16 protein-coding genes are annotated in these 16,318 nt (G+C 47.0%); 6 read left to right on the forward strand and 10 right to left on the reverse strand.

The annotated features are described in order from the left end of the window. On the reverse strand, window positions 1–278 hold a 278-nt coding region (locus M3P05_RS18195), incomplete at its 3' end, for a transposase (protein ID WP_249701515.1). A 74-nt stretch (window positions 279–352) separates the two neighbouring features. Between M3P05_RS18195 and M3P05_RS21300 the strand changes: the two genes are divergently transcribed. After that, window positions 353–673, forward strand: coding sequence for an AHH domain-containing protein (locus M3P05_RS21300; protein WP_408635960.1), 321 nt, complete (start codon window positions 353–355; stop codon window positions 671–673). Between the two features lie 2 nt (window positions 674–675). Beyond that, window positions 676–1,227: an imm11 family protein gene (locus tag M3P05_RS18200; protein WP_249701516.1), complete on the forward strand. Its 552-nt coding sequence runs from the start codon at window positions 676–678 to the stop codon at window positions 1,225–1,227. A gap of 485 nt (window positions 1,228–1,712) precedes the next feature. On the opposite strand, the gene M3P05_RS18205 is transcribed toward M3P05_RS18200, so the two are convergent. The 4 genes from M3P05_RS18205 to M3P05_RS18220 form a co-directional block, all read right to left on the reverse strand. Then, entirely contained in the window at window positions 1,713–2,405 is a 693-nt protein-coding gene (locus M3P05_RS18205) for a C-GCAxxG-C-C family protein (protein WP_249701517.1), read from the reverse strand. A 44-nt stretch (window positions 2,406–2,449) separates the two neighbouring features. Then, a complete protein-coding gene (locus tag M3P05_RS18210) occupies window positions 2,450–2,899 on the reverse strand; it encodes a hypothetical protein (protein ID WP_249701518.1) in 450 nt (149 codons plus the stop codon). After that, window positions 2,899–4,254 carry a rhodanese-like domain-containing protein gene (locus tag M3P05_RS18215; protein WP_249701519.1) on the reverse strand — a complete coding sequence of 452 codons (1,356 nt, stop codon included), beginning with the start codon at window positions 4,252–4,254 and terminating at the stop codon, window positions 2,899–2,901. Before M3P05_RS18215 ends, M3P05_RS18210 begins: the two co-directional genes overlap by 1 nt. 349 nt (window positions 4,255–4,603) lie before the next feature. After that, window positions 4,604–5,056: a ferritin-like domain-containing protein gene (locus M3P05_RS18220; RefSeq protein WP_249701520.1), complete on the reverse strand. Its 453-nt coding sequence runs from the start codon at window positions 5,054–5,056 to the stop codon at window positions 4,604–4,606. Window positions 5,057–5,215: 159 nt separating this feature from the next. Here M3P05_RS18220 and hemG point away from each other — a divergent pair, with 159 nt between their 5' ends. The 3 genes from hemG to msrA all read left to right on the forward strand — a co-directional run bounded on the left by hemG (window position 5,216) and on the right by msrA (window position 7,583). Beyond that, on the forward strand, window positions 5,216–5,767 hold the full coding sequence (hemG, locus tag M3P05_RS18225; protein WP_249701521.1) for a menaquinone-dependent protoporphyrinogen IX dehydrogenase: 552 nt from the start codon (window positions 5,216–5,218) through the stop codon (window positions 5,765–5,767). 294 nt (window positions 5,768–6,061) lie between these two features. Beyond that, window positions 6,062–6,904 (forward strand): M23 family metallopeptidase, encoded by an 843-nt coding sequence (locus M3P05_RS18230; RefSeq protein ID WP_249701522.1) that lies wholly within the window; start codon window positions 6,062–6,064, stop codon window positions 6,902–6,904. A gap of 49 nt (window positions 6,905–6,953) precedes the next feature. Then, entirely contained in the window at window positions 6,954–7,583 is a 630-nt protein-coding gene (gene msrA / locus M3P05_RS18235; protein ID WP_249701524.1) for a peptide-methionine (S)-S-oxide reductase MsrA, read from the forward strand. A 29-nt stretch (window positions 7,584–7,612) separates the two neighbouring features. On the opposite strand, the gene M3P05_RS18240 is transcribed toward msrA, so the two are convergent. From M3P05_RS18240 to M3P05_RS18260, 5 genes are all read right to left on the reverse strand, one after another. Further along, complete coding sequence (locus tag M3P05_RS18240) at window positions 7,613–8,908, reverse strand: MFS transporter (protein ID WP_249701525.1); 1,296 nt, start codon at window positions 8,906–8,908, stop codon at window positions 7,613–7,615. Between the two features lie 386 nt (window positions 8,909–9,294). After that, complete coding sequence (mnmC, locus tag M3P05_RS18245) at window positions 9,295–11,271, reverse strand: bifunctional tRNA (5-methylaminomethyl-2-thiouridine)(34)-methyltransferase MnmD/FAD-dependent 5-carboxymethylaminomethyl-2-thiouridine(34) oxidoreductase MnmC (protein WP_249701526.1); 1,977 nt, start codon at window positions 11,269–11,271, stop codon at window positions 9,295–9,297. Between the two features lie 4 nt (window positions 11,272–11,275). Beyond that, window positions 11,276–12,259, reverse strand: a complete 984-nt coding sequence (locus tag M3P05_RS18250; protein ID WP_249701527.1) for a tRNA dihydrouridine synthase — start codon at window positions 12,257–12,259, stop codon at window positions 11,276–11,278. A gap of 60 nt (window positions 12,260–12,319) precedes the next feature. Further along, the gene (locus M3P05_RS18255) at window positions 12,320–14,095 is read right to left on the reverse strand and encodes an ICP22 family protein (RefSeq protein ID WP_249701528.1); all 1,776 of its coding nucleotides are present in this window, start codon (window positions 14,093–14,095) and stop codon (window positions 12,320–12,322) included. A 94-nt stretch (window positions 14,096–14,189) separates the two neighbouring features. Further along, a complete protein-coding gene (locus M3P05_RS18260) occupies window positions 14,190–15,704 on the reverse strand; it encodes a hypothetical protein (protein ID WP_249701529.1) in 1,515 nt (504 codons plus the stop codon). 347 nt (window positions 15,705–16,051) lie between these two features. Between M3P05_RS18260 and M3P05_RS18265 the strand changes: the two genes are divergently transcribed. Beyond that, a complete protein-coding gene (locus M3P05_RS18265) occupies window positions 16,052–16,312 on the forward strand; it encodes an OadG family protein (RefSeq protein WP_249701530.1) in 261 nt (86 codons plus the stop codon). Window positions 16,313–16,318 lie beyond the last annotated feature (6 nt).

A 16,318-nucleotide genomic window follows, 5' to 3' on the forward strand; every position in this document is an offset into this window, starting at 1 on the left:
ACATTTTTTAATATGGCTCGCTCTTCTTTCAATTTTGCGTTCTCTTTGCGTAAACGCTTGAGTTCGTCGTATACATGTTCATCATTATGCTCCTGCTTTTTTGAGGCTTTACCAGACTCTTTAGGCCTGTGGAGCTTACTGATCCAGGTATGAAGAGTGTTTACATTTACACCCAGTTCCCTGGCTGTTATCGTTACCGGCTGATCAGATTCTACAGCCAGTTTAACTGCCGATTCTTTGAATTCAGCTGTATAGGTTTTCGTTTTCTTTTCTGACATTTGGACACACCTTAATGGGGTTTGATATTACCCGTGTTTGTGTGTCCGGAGAACTATAACCACTCCACCATATTATTCCAGGTGGTGATAAAAGATTTGTTAAAGCTGCAACATTACGAGCCCGTCTGGCCAGAGCAAAAATCAGAGTGAATGACTCAGACAATGGAGTCTGGCTTCCAAAAACCAAACGCGACCGATTACCTCAGCATCCAGCTGCTGTCGCCCATAGGAATATCCATAGAGAGGGGTACTACAGATTTCTCACAGGTATTTTCTCGACAGAAAAAAGCAAGATCATGTTTCGTGTCAAACTGAGCACTGCCACTACGATGCTACAAAACGGTGATATTCCTGACTGGGTCATGCTCCCCAAACACCTGCTACCGGACGAATAACAATGATTTATCGACTGGACTTCGACTTGGATAAGTATTCTGCCCTCTTCATTGATCCTGATGAAATGGAAGAGGTTATGGATGATTTGTATTACCCCGAAGGTGAACCACTATCTGGTGAATGGAATGCTCCAAAGGGCGTGCTTTGTGATGGAAAGGATCAGGGGCGCGATCTTGAGAGCTCTGATATTTGTACCTGGGAAGGGAACCTTGTTTTAGGTCCGAAGGCTTATGAGTTGTTGGGAGATAAGCTGCGTCCGTATAGTGAGCTGCTTCCCGTTTATGTGAACAGTGAGCTTTGGTATGTCGTGAATATCCTGACTGTTACTGATGCAGTTGATTACACAAAGAGTGAACAGGATTTGCGAGGGGGGATCTACGTTGGTCTCAAGAGTTTGCAGTTCAATGAAGGTATGCTCACCAACATCCTTCTTTTCAAGACGGACTTTGATGAGAAAGTCGGAAACTTTTGCAATGAGCGTTTTCGTGAAGAGGTGGAAGACACTTGCCGGTTAACAGGTGTCGTCTTTCGTACCAACCTCGAGCGCCCCTAAACTTTTGCCGGGGACCCAGGGCAAGGATTCAGACTGCGGGTCTACGGCACCGCGAGATTTCGCTAGCGACAGAGCAAAAATCGAGGTTGACACAGGTTGACAGATTGGTTGACATTTTGAGTGAAAATCAAACAATAACAACAAGTTAGCGTGTCAACCAGAGTTCGCTCGTAAACATTCGGTGAACCCGTTTGCTGAGCTCGCAATCCCTTGGTACCAGAGGAGTTCTTTTTTTGGTACGAAGTAACTATGTTGCTACAGCCCTTGAAAACTGGGGATATGACATGGGTTCACCGAATACTTACGTTCGCTCTAGGTAAGAAGATTATGTGGAATAAGGCGATGCTCTTTAAGTTAATAGCTTTAAGTTAACACATTCAGGTGTGGGGAAGCCTGTGAGAGAGTCGGGCGGTAATGATCCGCCCTATATGCAAGATGCAAGAGAAAGTATCAGAATAGTGTCGCTAATACCTTCAATAATACTTTCAGGCCGCTTTCCCAATTAAAAGGGAGAAGTATGTTCTGACTTTCGATACAAAAGAGCGTTTCTTAGGAGTAATTCGATAGCTGGGCTGTTCTTCACAACCTTCACAGGAATGGGCTGCAGTATCGTGGCCTTGTACGCCATTCTCCAGTAGATCAACAACATCGGCAGCAATTTCACCCGTAAAGCGAATGCATTGCTGGATATGTTCTGTAGAGCCGAATTCCATGTTCTTGATGAGTTTGCGGCAGCAGACATATTTATTACGAAGAATAAATCGGTCATGCAGCTCAGCTGAAAGGGGGAACAGCTCTTCGGATACTTTTTCACCAGCTTTCTCTCTGCCCCGGTCCAGCCCCAGAGCCATAACTCCGCCGGCTACAGCTCCGCAGATACAGCCTGAATGAGCTATTCCCACAGGAAAGCCTGAAGCCATTTTCACCATGGCGGGATCGGCAGGCTGGCCAAGATGGTCATTCACCACGGAAAAAACCGTTTCTGAGCACATAAACTTACCCTTTCTGTAAAGGGCTTCTGCACGTTTACGGGCTTGCTCGCTAACGTCGCTGTACTGACGGTTCAATTCCTGCTCACGGCGTTGTGCGACCCGCTCTTTTAGCGAGATTTTCCCTGAGCGGTTTTGCGAAGTACCACTGGTGGAGAGTGGCTTGGAGGGGATTTTTTCTTCTGACATTTCTTGACCAGGTTCAATAGCTGGTTAAATAGAGAAACGGATTATCAGGCTGTCTTGGTGTTGCTAGTCCGGGAAAACAGCTGAAAGATATCTTTGCCCAAAGGAAAAGCTGCCATTGCAAGCATTCCTGCTTCAAGAGAAAACAGGATATATGTATAGGTGTAGAGCTCTTCCAGAGTCTGGCTGTTGAGTGCGGCCACGAATAGTCCAGGCAAAATGATCAGGGCGCTGGCCTGCAAGATCGTTGCCCGCTTGGTGAACACCCTGAGTAAGGCGTATATAACCAGAACGGTTGCCAGGCTCAAATGAAGAGCAAGCATCTCTGGGGAATAGATACCTGCAAGATGCTCCATCTTTCTGTAGAAGATATGGCGCATGACACCAGCTTTATACAGAGTAAGATCTTCCAGAACTGCGCAGGCTATCAGGGCAGAAACGGTAAGCACCCAGACCATAAGATCCAGGTGCCAGCTTTTGAAACGATCAAGCTTCATTATTTTATGACAGGTCCGGTTTCAGAAGGCAGGCCTGCATTACTCCAGCCGATCCAGCCATCACTGTAAACACTGATATCTTTAAGGCCTGCTACGTCAGCATAGTAGTAGATTTCAGCTGCACGCCATCCGCTGCCACACATAAAGGCCAGCTTCTTGGAGGTATCGATACCCTGTTCTTTCCACAGTTCCAGGAACTCGCTGGGGTTGCGCATGGTGTTGTCAGGGTTGCGGAAGAATTCCATACCGTAGGAGCCGCTGGTGCCGGCATAGCCAAAGACGGAGCCAGGAATACGACCTTTCTTGTCGTGGTAGGTGTAACCGGTGATCTTGCCCAGATGTTCATCCATGGTGCGGTTATCAACCAGAACAAAGTTGTCGTTCTTGCCGACATTGTTCTTAACATATTCCATGGTGGTAAACACTTCAGGGTTGGCTGGGGTTGGTGCGCCAAAGTCTTTAACTGGTGTTGGCTTGTGGCTCTTCTTCTCCAGCTCATAGCCGGCCATGGTCCAGGCTAGAGTGCCACCGTTGAGGATACGGACATCCTTAACGCCCAGATATTTCAGAACCATCGCCATGCGATAGGCTGCCATGTCCTCTTCACTGCTGACTACTACGGTGTCGTTTTTAGTGAAACCGAAGTCCAGTGCGAACTGAGTCAGAGCTTCATCGTCAGCCAGCATCCACATGGTGGGCTTGGTCTCGGTGGGTGGCTCAATAATATCGGTATTGACGTGGAATGAAGTTGGTATATGACCTTTGCCGTAAGAAGCTTTTTCAGGTCCCCAGCTGGCTTCAACCATCTTGATGGTTTCTGCGTTCTCGAAGGTTTCAGGGCGCTTACCGTCAAGAATATCCTTAACAACTACGGCAGGCACAATATCTTGATAGCGTGTGAATTTTTCCAGAGGGCGCTTGCTGTCGTCTGCCCACTTGTTGATGTCGAAGCGATATAGATTGTGGTATCCCTGCTTGTACAGGTAATCAGCAACGGCTTCGGCATCTTTGCCATTGGCATCGTAAAGAACGATGTTGCGGTCTTTGGCAATTCCCTTTGTTTGCAGAGCCAGTTTCAGGTCGTCCTGCAGGCTGTCTTTTTTAACTTTCAGCCAGTTGGCGGAGAAATCTTCAGCGCCAGGGATATGACCGCCACGTTTTACGCCATCAAGTTTCCAGCCATTGAATGCGTCATTCAGACGGGTATCGACAATAACCCAGTCCTGTTGCTTCAGATGGGAGGCAACTTCAGATGCCGTCAGGGTTTTAATAAAGACGTTCTGGTCTGCCGCTTTTGCTGTAAAACTGAGGGCGAGAAAAACCGCAGGCATTAGCCTGAAAAGGATACGAAACATTTCAATTCATCCTGTTGGGTAATTATTCGTTCTGGTGGGCGCAGAATTAACAAGCGACCCTGGTTAGAAATCCGTTATCGAAAAACCACAGAAGATAAAATCGGGATGAACAGATTCGGGGAATGGACATTGTCCATATAAGAAGATGAGAAACGCATTTATGACTCCAAGGTATGTGAGTTCAATAGTCACATTTTGAGGAACATCCTATTGGCTGGAGGGAAACTTTACCTTGCCTCAGGTCAAGTAATTTCGTCAGAACCTTGTCAGTTTGATTGTTGTTGAAAAACGGATATTAATTAATAAAAACCCAGCTATAGCGGGGTTTTTAATTGAAGTGGTTGTTTGACTAAACGACGCTGGCAATGTCTCCGGGTTTGCGCAGCATTTTGTCAATATCACCTATATGGGATTCTTCTTCCGCTATAAGTCGCCGGGCATACTCTTCGATTAGTATCATCTGGGCTTTTTCGGCGACTTCCAGAAGGTCGTAGTAAAATTTCACCCCGGATTTTTCGAATTCAAGAGATTCAACAAGAATATCGTCAATATCGTGCTTTGAGGTTTCCAGCAACTCTCCAATGCCGATAGAGGGGTGTTCTCCGAGATGAGTTATCATCTCTCCTGCTTCATGGGCATGGGTCAGGGTTTCTGTCGCCGCGCTGCGCAGCCAGCTGACGATAGGAATACGGCTATGGCCGAACACCATAAAGCTATAGTGTGTGTACCGCACAACGCCGGCCAGCTCATGTTCAAGAATGGCATTCAGTTTTTGTACAATTTCAGCTTTATATGAAGACATCAGGAACTCCGTTTTTGACTTTTCATCAGGCTGTCGGAGTATAGTCAACGGGCTTGTGCAGGAAGTTCGAACGGCAGGTTAGAAACCTTTCTTTCATGCCCTTGTACTTTGGTGGTAAATGCAGTCTCCTCGTGCTGTGAATTTTTTGAGTCGCTGTAAATGAAAACACATCTGGTACTCTATGCATCCCATGACGGGCAGACTGCCCGTATCGCCAAAGCTATTCAGGATGAAATGGCCGCTTCCGGCCTGGATGTAAAGCTGCAGAATCTGGATGAACTTACTCCCGATTTTGATCCTTCCGCCTTTGGATCTTTTTTGATTACAGCCCCCATTCGCTATGGCTACCATCTGCCTGTAGCCAGAAAGTTTATTCAAACGCATTGCGACCTGTTGAATAAAACACCGAGTGGTTTCTTGAGTGTTAACCTGACAGCCCGAAAGCCGGAAAAGCAGGATCCAATGACCAACCGTTATATGGTCAAGTTTCTCAAGAAGAGTAGCTGGAAGCCTGGTTATCTGGGGGTGACAGCCGGTTCGCTTTTGTATAGTCGATATAATTTCTTTGATAGCATCATGATTCAGCTGATTATGAAGATCACCAAGGGCAGTACTGATGCATCAAAGGATATTGAATACACCGACTGGAGTAAGGTCAGCGGCTTTGCTCAGGGGTATATCAAGTACCTGAAAGAAGCTGCCTCTGCATAACCCATAACAGAAGCAGCTCGTTGTGTAAGTTTTAGGTGATGGGTTTGAGATTTACCGCCGGTGACGGGCCACGTCACTGGCGAAGACTGAGAGCAGAGTGAAACCGTAAATAGCAGGCAGAACGAGAGATACCGCCAGGATCACGTAATCCATAAAGTTCCCTTCTTTTTGTAATATCAAAAAAACCGTTAATTTGAATCTTACCGAAGCAAGATTTACCAAACTGTATAAATACAAAACGGTAGCCCCTAATATATACAGAGAAATCCAACCTGTCAGGGAATTCATAGATCAATGAAGCGCGGCATTCTATTCTTTTTTCTTATCTGGCTGGTGCCTGCCTGGGCAGCAGATGTAAGCGAACCTTTACTGACACAGGGAAGCCTTTACCTTGGTCAAACAGCACCCGACACCAAAGTGTTCTATAAGGGTGAGGAGGTTATGACAACATCCGAAGGCGAGTTTGTACTCGGTTTTGGCAGGGATGCAGATCTTGATCAGCAGTATGAAACAGTAACTCCTGGTGGTAAACGTCAGGTTCATGCTCTCAAGCTTCATGACAGGGACTTCAAAATTCAAAGAATCACCGGTGTTGCTAAAAAATATGTGAAACCATCTGAAGATCATCTGCGTAGAGTAAAGGGTGAGAACAAACTTGTCTGGCAGGCCAGGGATCATGAGACCACAAATGATGATTTCCTTGATGGTTTTATCCAGCCGGTAGATGGACCCATTACAGGCGTTTACGGCAGCCAGCGTTACTTTAACGGAGAGCCCCGTCGCCCACATTACGGCCTGGACTATGCCGCACCAACGGGAACAGTAGTTGTTGCACCGGCCAGTGGAAAAGTTGTTCTGGCTCATCCGAATATGTTCTTCTCTGGCGGTACCATGATTATTGATCATGGTATGGAAGTGAGCAGCAGTTTTCTTCACTTAAGTAAGCTACTGGTTAAGGAAGGAGCCTTTGTTGAACAGGGGCAGGGTGTCGCGGAGGTCGGAGCAACAGGGCGTGTAACCGGCGCGCACCTGGACTGGCGGGTTAACTGGGGACAGGTAAAGCTGGATCCTGCCCTGGTTTTAAAAGATTTTCCGATTGAGCTGCCTGAAGAGTCTTCAGCAGCAGGAAACGAATAGGTTGAAATAGACAGACGGTTATGTCTGTTTGGAGTGGGAGGTTGTACAAATGGCAGGGTTAACCTATTTGATTGGTGAAGATGATGCTCTGGCAGGATCGTCAGAGCCGATGGCTGTTACCGAGCCCCATGTGATTTTTCAGCGGAGTCTGACATCTCCTGTTCCTGAAAATATGGAAGCCATCACCCTGGGTATGGGCTGCTTCTGGGGAGCTGAGCGCTTGTTCTGGCAAGCTGAAGGTGTATGGTTGACCATGGTTGGGTATGCAGGAGGTTTCACAGTAAACCCTTCCTATCATCAGGTATGCACTGGTGAAACCGGACACGCGGAGGTGGTGAGAATTATTTTTGACCCGGAAGTGATGTCTCTGCAGCAGCTTCTCACCCTGTTTTGGGAGAATCATGACCCAACCCAGGGCATGAGGCAAGGCAACGATATTGGTACGCAATATCGTTCAGTCATTTACACAGAGAAAGAAAGTCAGCTGTCTGCTGTTAAGGCAACCATGGAATTATTTCAGCAAGGGCTTGCTGAGCACGGCCTGGGCAAAGTGACCACTGAGATAAAACCTTTGCAGGGCTTCTATTTTGCAGAAACATATCACCAGCAATATCTGGCAAGAAACCCAAATGGATACTGCGGCTTGAAGGGGACGGGAATAACCTGTTCGTTATCATGATGTCCGGATTGATGCAGAGTTTTGTCTTGTCAGGTTTTGCTTTGGGCCTTTGCTGTTAGTTTCGACGGGCTATGACACGGTGCTGTTCGCCAGATTCTTGCCAGGGGCTTCAGTAGCATCAATCCTGCCAATCCACTGATCACCAGCAGTAACCCCGGTGTCCACGCCTTTTCGGTAACCTGATTAAGCCAGACGCTGACCAGTGGCGTTGTCCCTCCCAGCATGAAACCAATGTTATAACTCAGGGCCAGCCCTGTATAACGCACGCGTGAGGGAAACAACCCTGCAAGCATTGGAATCTGTGCCGCTGCCATTAAACTCACAAAAACAGAAGCGAATGGCAACAAGTGCCAGACAAAAGCAGGGGTGCTGATAAAAAGATAATACCAGACACCACCAAACAGCAGATTATTCAAAGAGGCAATCCAGATCATTTTTTCAGCGCCAATACGGTCATACAGCAAACCAAAAGCAAGCACAGTCAACACCATCAAGGCAGCGGACATTGCACCGAGGAATGCTACTCCCGACCCCGGCTGATTCATTTGCATCCAGGATGGAAGATATACCATCAACAGAAGCATCGTGACGCTGTAAATAGCGAGTGAAATCACGCCGCAAAATAAATGCAATTTATAATTTTGAAAAACTTCTAGCAAGGGGACAGTTGCGGTTTGCCGGGCCTCCTGAACCTGACAGAATATTGCGGTCTCCTGAAAACGGCTGCGCATTCTATAACCGATAACTCCAAGCACAGCCCCTAACCAGAAAACCAGTCGCCACCCACCCTGCATAATGCCATCCTGGCCCAAAACCATAACCAGTAGACCATGGACGATATAACCCAGCAGAACCCCAAAAAACATTCCTGATACAATGGCTGATACCGCAACCCCCTGACGTCGTGGTTCATGCTCACTGATATACGTTAATGCGCCACCGGTCTCTCCACCCATGGAAACCCCCTGGAGCAACCTCAGGGTAACCAGCAAAAATGGAGCCATGTTACCCACTTGCTGCCAGGTGGGCAGACAGCCGATAAGAAAGGTTGACAGAGCCATAACCAGAATGGTCATGGTAAAAGGCAATTTTCGACCATGCCGGTCTCCCTGGTGTCCAAAAACAATTCCACCTAGGGGACGGGAAACATAACCGACGGCAAAAGCTGCAAACGTCAACAATAAACTGCTATCGGAATCCGCGACGGGAAAAAACAACACTCCTATATAGGGGGCCATCAGTGCGTAGATCATGAAGTCGTAGACTTCCAATGCGGAACCAAGGCTTACCGTTCCGATGATTTTCCAGTCAGTACCCACTCTCACACATGATCCTAAGTTAATCAGTTGAATTTTGTAAAATGCCCTAAAGCACGAGGTTGTTGATCTGGAGCGTTTTTATAGCCGCCCTTTTACCATGGAAATGCCCACTGCATTTTCATTTTTCGGGGTGGGCATTTCCCGCTCATGGCTGTTTGGGTGAATAATGAAAACAGTTGTAAACCAATGTTTGTAAGATCCCCAGCCGAAGAGGGAATTTCAACTGCGGAATTTCGGATGATAGATATGACATTGCCTTTCCCATGATATTTACAAGCTTTCTGGGTATTTCTCTTAAGCCCGCCACCACTGCACACTTTTATTCCGCTTTTGTGTATTGACAATAAAAAGGGACAAGAAAAACCGTTGTCCCATTGTTATCAGGGTTATTATCAGGTTTTGTTCTTCCCTTTGATCAGTCTGCGGGCTGTAAATCTTTCCGGGTGTAATTCCGTCATCATTTTTTTGCTGACCGGAGCGGTTTCACCGGTAATATGACTTGCTATAATCTCCCCCGACAGCGGGCAGGTAATCATTCCCCGCGAGCCATGTCCGGCATTAATATATAGCCCTTTCAGCCATGGTGCCGCCTCCGGTATCTTCGCCTTGGCATTTTTGGCAAGAATGGCAAATTCCCTTTTAAAAACCGGTTCATCCATAACAGGGCCAATAACGGGAAGGTAATCAGGTGTTGTGCAGCGAAATCCTGTACGGCCGCTCAGGGACTTCGGATCAAGCTGGTTAAATTCAAGCGCTTGAGCCAGTTCCGGTGCAAAGCTGGAGACCGTATCAAGGTTGGCCTTGTGATCAGCCGGGCGAACGCTGGTATCGGGATCGTTAAAATTGAATGTGGCACCCAGAGTATGACGACCATTATGGGCCGGTGCAATATAACCTTCAGCACATAATGACCAGTTAAGTCGCTCGCTTTCTGGCGTTGAGGGCACTTCAGTGATTTGCCCGCGAATGGCCTTCAGGGGGATATGGCTGGTTGGAGTCAGTTTGGCCGCCAGATGGCCGCAGGCAATAACCACAACAGGACTTTGGAACGGCTGCCCTTCTGTTGTAACAACCTTCCAGATATCCTGTTCTTTTGCTAACGCACAGACTGTTTGTTCACCGGTAAAGGAGATATTGGGATGATCAAGCAGCCAGTTAACCAACCCCGGTGGGTTAACCCAGCCTCCATCATGGAAGAACAGGCCATCCGTTCGGTATTCAATACCGGATAATCTGGAGGCCTTCTCAGAAGAAAGCCCCTCTAGAATGGCATCAAATCGCCCGCATGCGTTCAGCGCTTGATGACGCTGCAGTTCTTTTTCATTGTCTGGCAGCTGTATCAGCCCTGATAATGAGTAAATTTCTTTCGGAGCATGTTTCAGCAGGTTGATAGTATGGCGGTACCCTTGAAGTACCAGTTGTGACAACGGAGTGTCATGGACTGACAACCGGGCATAGAGAATTCCCTGAGGGTTTCCGGAGGCGCCACTGGCCGGCTCTTTATGGGAGTCAATAATGGTGACCTGCCAGCCCCTGTCTGCCAGGGCACGGGCTGTTGATGCTCCGGCAATACCTGCCCCTATAACCAGTGCGGTCTGTTGTTTCGGTGAAATCTGCTTCTTTAGCCAGGGGGCTGGCTGTTGATTCTGGGAGGCCTTTTCAAGGTGCCCTTTCAGCATTTCCCGTTTACGACCAAAGCCCGAAGCGCGCTCCAAAGTGAAACCAGCTTCAGACAGCCCACCCCGCACAATTCTGGCCACAGTAAATGTTGCGTAGGTTGCGTTGGCGGCGGACTTTTCAGCCATGGTCTGAAACAGTTCCGGCTGCCACATTTGTGGATTTTTTGATGGGGCAAAACCGTCCAGAAACCAGGCGTTGACTCTTGCATCAAGGGTTGACAGGGCTATAACAACATCATCAACAATCAGGGTCAGTTGGACGCGCCCCCGGGCAAAGTGCCTACGGTGGAAGCCTGGGATATTTCCCGGATAGTTGTTGATCAGTTCGTCGGCAAGGTGTTTCAACTCTGGCCAGAGAGTCAGAGCCTGTTCAAGGTCACGCCTGGTTAATGGGGATTTTTCCACTGAAATAAAGTGCAGGCGAGCCTGATCTGGGGCATTCTCCAGAAAGCTCTGCATGGCGCAAAGAAAGTTCAGGCCTGTGCCAAAACCCGTTTCTGCAATAGTAAAAAAACCACAGGCATTTAACTGCGTGAAACGCTCAGGCAGGTCGTTATGCTGCAGAAAAACATAACGTGTTTCATCCAAACCTGATGATTTGGAGAAATAGACATCATCAAACTCTGTCGAGATTGGCTGACCATTTTCATCCCAGCTTAAAACGGCCGGGCCAATGTGTGTTGTACTCATAGGATTAAGCGGCTTTCAATTCAGAAAGAATGGCTTTAGCGCATTTATGTTGTTTGACATTATTGAACAGTTCGGCGGCTTCACTATGCCCTTTGGTCATCATGCGGAGCCATTGTTTCAAACGGTCTGCCAAATATTTTTCCGGGTGTTCAACGCCATAAGGATGATCCCTGCCCCCAGGACTGGAGAGAATCTTTTCAGCAAAATTCAGAACCACGGCCCTGGTTTCAGGCCAGCTGTCTTCCTGGAAATTTTGCTCCGAACCCCGCATGGAGGCTTTAATATTTGCAGCCAGCAGTGGGCGGGCAATAGCACCCCGGCCAATCATTATATCACTGCAACCACTGACTGCACGGCAGCGATAATAATCTTCAGCTGTCCAGATTTCACCGTTGGCCGTCAATCGAATTCTCAGCTGTTCGCGGATGCGGGCCAGTATTTCCCAGTGGGCTGGTGGCCGGTAGCCTTCCTTGCGGGTGCGGGCATGAATGGCAAGGCTATCAGCCCCTGCCGCCTCAATCCCCAATGCTATATCCAGGGCATGCTCGCAGCTATCGTAACCCAGACGCATTTTGGCAGTAACAGGAATATGGTCTGGCACCTGGCTGCGCACCGCACTGACGATGGTATAAACAGCTTCGGGCTCTTTAAGAAGTGCGGCACCACCTTTATGGTTGTTAACGGTTTTGGCCGGGCAGCCAAAGTTCAGATCAATACCCAGGGCACCCAGGCGCGCAGCTTTGCAGGCATTCTCTGCCATAAGAGTCGGGTCATTGCCCATTAACTGCATATGGACAGGCGTACCGGATCGGGTTTTGCAGCCATCGTGCAGTTCTGGGCAGAGCCTGTAGAACACGCTGTTGGGATAGAGTGTATTAGTGATCCGGATAAACTCAGTCACACACAGATCAAAGCCACCGGTATCGGTGAGTAGTTGTCGCATCAGATAGTCGACGACACCTTCCATTGGGGCAAGGGTGATTCTCACGAGTCAGATTTGTCATAGTCAAAAAGTGTTAGCCTATTCATTCGTATTTTCATTTGCTAGTCATTTTTTTTCACTATTGCTACCAGCAGCTGGGATGGCGAGTGGGGGGGCTGTATCCTCAGAAACTACCGGATCACTTGTGGGAGTGCCTGGTGAATTGGAGGGTGTTTCTTTATCTGGTTCAGTGGCTGGAGCCAGTATCTTTATCTTTGTGGAGGCACTGAATTGTAGTTTGTTTTCAATGACGCTTCTTTGGTTAGTTATACTGTTGGTTGTGCTGCCCGCTGAGTCTGTCTTTTCTAGAACTTCTTCCCTGTCATTTTCTGAGCCGGTATTTTCTTGATCTTCTTCCCTGTCATTTTTTGGGCTGGTATTTTCTGGATCTTCTCCCGTGTCATTGTCTGAGCCGGTATTTTCTGGATCTTCTCCCGTGTCATTTTCTGGGCCGGTATTTTCTGGATCTTCTCCCGTGTCATTTTCTGGGCCGGTATTTTCTGGATCTTCTCCCGTGTCATTTTCTGAGCCGGTATTTTCTGGATCTTCCGTGTCATTTTCTGGGCCGGTATTTTCTGGATCTTCTCCCGTGTCATTTTCTGGGCCGGTATTTTCTGGATCTTCTCCCGTGTCATTGTCTGAGCCGGTATTTTCTGGATCTTCTTCCGTGTCATTTTCTGGGCCGGTATTTTCTGGATCTTCTCCCGTGTCATTTTCTGAGCCGGTATTTTCTGGATCTTCTTCCGTGTCACTTTCTAGGCCTGCTTCCTCATTATCATCATGTGGAGGTGCGAAAAATCGCACTTCCCTTCGCCATTTTTTTTTCTTTTCAGAGTGGGTATGATGATCAAGTTCTGCCAGCTTTAACCAGATACGCGCAAGTGTCCGTTCATCATTATCAATGCCAGAGTCAGTGGCATATAATGTCCGGTGGATAGTAAAGAGGACATGGCTGGCTTCCAAAGGATCTTTGTTTCTTGAAAGCCTATCAACATCCATTTTGGCATTTTGTAATGAGGCTATTGCATTCCAAAGAGTCAAAAGACCCAATTCTGTCCCTTGCTCTTCAGAAGGATATTCAGTTATCGACCAATACTTTTCCAGGTAGGTTTTAGTTTCCACTTTCTTTATATTATTTATCCATTCTTCAAATGCTTGTTTCTTATTGGGGGAAGGCAGTCTTATTTCTCCGGTTTGTCGGACATTGAAGACTTGGGAAAGGTATTCATCCTCCCAGTCAATGTGAGACAGGCCCTCGGGAAACTGCATCTCAATCCATTCTATACAGAGCTCAAAATAGGCCAGTTCTTTAGCGTCTATAGAAGTGTCGACATGTCTAATCTGATATATCAAATGAGCCAGCGTTATCAAAAGCAAAGGGTCTCTGTCATTGAGGTAATCTCTGAAGTCATCGTATGGGTGTTCTTCAGGAAGCTTCCCTTTTTTAAGGCCATCTGTTTTTGGAGGGAGTTGGAATTTGAAACTTTTTAACCATTCTTCCAGATATATTGTGAAGTTGAACATCTGTGTATGTAATGTTGCCAGTTTGCAGTATTTGGGTGGTGTCGCTTTTGCCTGAACAATGTCCAGTATATCTATGTCATTTTCCTCCGCTTTCTTCAGGAAGTTCTCCCCATTGCCAATGCTTTTGAGGTAATCAGTAAAAATTGATCTTTGTTTTTCAGCCGCCTTTATTTGAGCGGAGGAGGGAGCATGAGCATTTTCTGGTCTTGTTGCAGGCTTCCTGCCTGGAACCGCTCCAGCTGCACCTGAAAGGGTTAGCAGGCTGAGCTGAAAAATGACAGAGGCCATTACCGATAAACAAAGATGATAATATTTCATTGTGCACTGAGTGTATCTGGTAAAAGAGCATGGTAGTGTAGACAAAAAATCTAAAAACGATGTGCCTGCAAAATCTACCTGGTTATTTTTATGGCTAGTAGTGTTTATGAATGGTGGTAGAAATTGGTTTGGTAGCTTTTGGTAACTGGTTGGTTGCAGTCGCTGGGGGATCCAGGGAGCTCAGTATTTGTTCAAAAGTCATGCTGTTTACAGGGTTGAAGTTTTTTTCTGTTATGCTCCGATTGATATGGAATGGTCGAGGATTTGTCTTAGGCCGCTGTTTTGATCCTGTTTGACTTGTAGAGTGTGTTGATGCAGTAGATGGGGTCTTTTTCCCAATCAAAGCTATAAGATCCCCCTTGTACCCTCCCTTCACCCTCGAGGGTGTTCTTGATACTACTGTTTTTTTTCCAGCCAAGATTGATTTTGGTTTCCTTTTGTTCTTCTTGTGTTTCTTTGCAGCAAGATAAGGAGCGGTAGCAGGAGGGGGGATTTGAAATGGTGGAGCCTTACTTACAGGATTTACAGGCTGATTAGTAGGTATATGCCAATTTATTGCATTGCTTGTGTTTTGCTCATTATTTGATATTGGTACTCCACTGGGTCTGTATTCCAGCACTTCTCGTAGCCATGTGGTTGTACGTTTTGATCTGATTTCCGAAAGCTTTAACCAGAAAATAGTAAGCAGTTGTTCTGCCTCATCCAGATAAGAACCCATAAGTGCGGATTTAAGGGTAAAGAGTACATGGTGTTTTCCAAGCGGATCGCAAGTTTTATCTAATTCTGATACCTGCATACAAACATCATCAATTGCAACGGCGGCGTTCCAAAGAGTGAATAATTCCAGGTTGTCCTCATGAAAAGGAGGATACTCTTTAATGAATAGATATTCTTGCAACAGCTTACGTGCATCATCTGTCATCGCCGTAGTTTTTGTAAGATGTTTGAGTTCACTTTCAGAGCTGGCAGAAGGGAAAGTTTGTCTAAATTTATAAGTATGATATTTATCTAGAAAATCGCTGTATTCCTTTTCCCAGTCGAAAGGATTAAGCCCGGCAGGATATAGTATCTGCTCAATCCACAGAAGGGAGAGTTCAAAGTAAGCTATCTCTCTAGCACTGATATTGTAATCTCCCACACGAACCAAATGAACCAAATGAGAAAGTGTAATAAGAAGCAAAGGGTCACGATCGTTTAAGTAGGTTCTTAACTCAGAGTTTGCGTTTTTGGGCAACTTGCCATTTTCATAGCCGTTCATGACTGGGGGGCGCTCAAAACCATACTCTTCAAGCCAATCTTGCAGGTGTGCCCGGAAGCTGCTCATTTGAGTATGAAGTACTGTCAGAGAGTAATAGTCAGGCGGCACAGATTCGGGCAAGCCCACTTCAACCATATCAAAATCATGCTGACTCGCTTTGGTTTTCATTTCTTCGCAGTTGTCTCTGGAGTTCAGAAATGTATAGAAGGACGACCAGTCTTCCTCTTCAGGGGAAAGTTTATCTTTTCTGGTGCTGCTTATCGCCTTCGCTGTTTTGTATGGAGTGGTCACGGATTTTTTAGGCCGTGTCAGAACAGCTTCTGAACTGTGAGAAAGAGCCAACAGGGTCAAGGATAATAAACAGCAGAAAAACCGACAACGCTTCATATTTATGGCGATCTGGCTCGTTATAGGGGAGGGCAAGTGTAGACGGAAATCTCGAAAGTCGGTTCAGTACAAATCAAGTGATATAGAGGGTGTCGGAGTCGTATTTCTTCTACATAGTTTGCGTTAAGTCATTTGTTTGTTAGGCAATTATTGCGCCAAACACCTATTTCGGTACAATGGCCACGGGTTCAGGTCCACTCCCTGCTCCCAAATATCCAATGATAAAACTATCAGCCGGCAAAATTGTGTACAACGCAAGCAAACTATAAAAACCGGCCTGATGGACAGGAAAAACCATAACAGGGTGCGCCATGTCCCAAGCGGAACTCATGAATGAAGGCCTGTCGTTGATGTTGTACGGCATGGGCTTCGTCTTTACTTTTCTGACCGTTCTGGTCTTTGCCACGAGCCTGATGTCGAAATCTGTACTGGCCATCGCCCCGGAAGAGCCTGCACCGGCTCCCAAGAGGTCTGCTGTGCCCGTGGCAGGAACCAATGATCCTGCTTCCGACCCGGTTCTACTGGCCGTTATCGGTGAGGCTGTACGCCAGCACCGGGAACGCCGTCGTTAACAGACA

It is taken from the genome of Parendozoicomonas callyspongiae (assembly GCF_023502345.1).
GTDB lineage: Bacteria > Pseudomonadota > Gammaproteobacteria > Pseudomonadales > Endozoicomonadaceae > Sansalvadorimonas > Sansalvadorimonas callyspongiae.

Excerpts from the sequence above, each read along its gene's own strand:
- M3P05_RS18200 (WP_249701516.1), top strand. The coding sequence starts at position 676 with ATGATTTATCGACTGGACTTCGACTTGGATAAGTATTCTGCCCTCTTC.
- M3P05_RS18210 (WP_249701518.1), bottom strand. The coding sequence starts at position 2,899 with ATGAAGCTTGATCGTTTCAAAAGCTGGCACCTGGATCTTATGGTCTGG.
- M3P05_RS18220 (WP_249701520.1), bottom strand. The coding sequence starts at position 5,056 with ATGTCTTCATATAAAGCTGAAATTGTACAAAAACTGAATGCCATTCTT.
- msrA (WP_249701524.1), top strand. The coding sequence starts at position 6,954 with ATGGCAGGGTTAACCTATTTGATTGGTGAAGATGATGCTCTGGCAGGA.
- M3P05_RS18205 (WP_249701517.1), bottom strand. The coding sequence starts at position 2,405 with ATGTCAGAAGAAAAAATCCCCTCCAAGCCACTCTCCACCAGTGGTACT.
- mnmC (WP_249701526.1), bottom strand. The coding sequence starts at position 11,271 with ATGAGTACAACACACATTGGCCCGGCCGTTTTAAGCTGGGATGAAAAT.
- hemG (WP_249701521.1), top strand. The coding sequence starts at position 5,216 with ATGAAAACACATCTGGTACTCTATGCATCCCATGACGGGCAGACTGCC.
- M3P05_RS18255 (WP_249701528.1), bottom strand. The coding sequence starts at position 14,095 with ATGAAATATTATCATCTTTGTTTATCGGTAATGGCCTCTGTCATTTTT.
- M3P05_RS18215 (WP_249701519.1), bottom strand. The coding sequence starts at position 4,254 with ATGTTTCGTATCCTTTTCAGGCTAATGCCTGCGGTTTTTCTCGCCCTC.
- M3P05_RS18265 (WP_249701530.1), top strand. The coding sequence starts at position 16,052 with ATGTCCCAAGCGGAACTCATGAATGAAGGCCTGTCGTTGATGTTGTAC.
- M3P05_RS18230 (WP_249701522.1), top strand. The coding sequence starts at position 6,062 with ATGAAGCGCGGCATTCTATTCTTTTTTCTTATCTGGCTGGTGCCTGCC.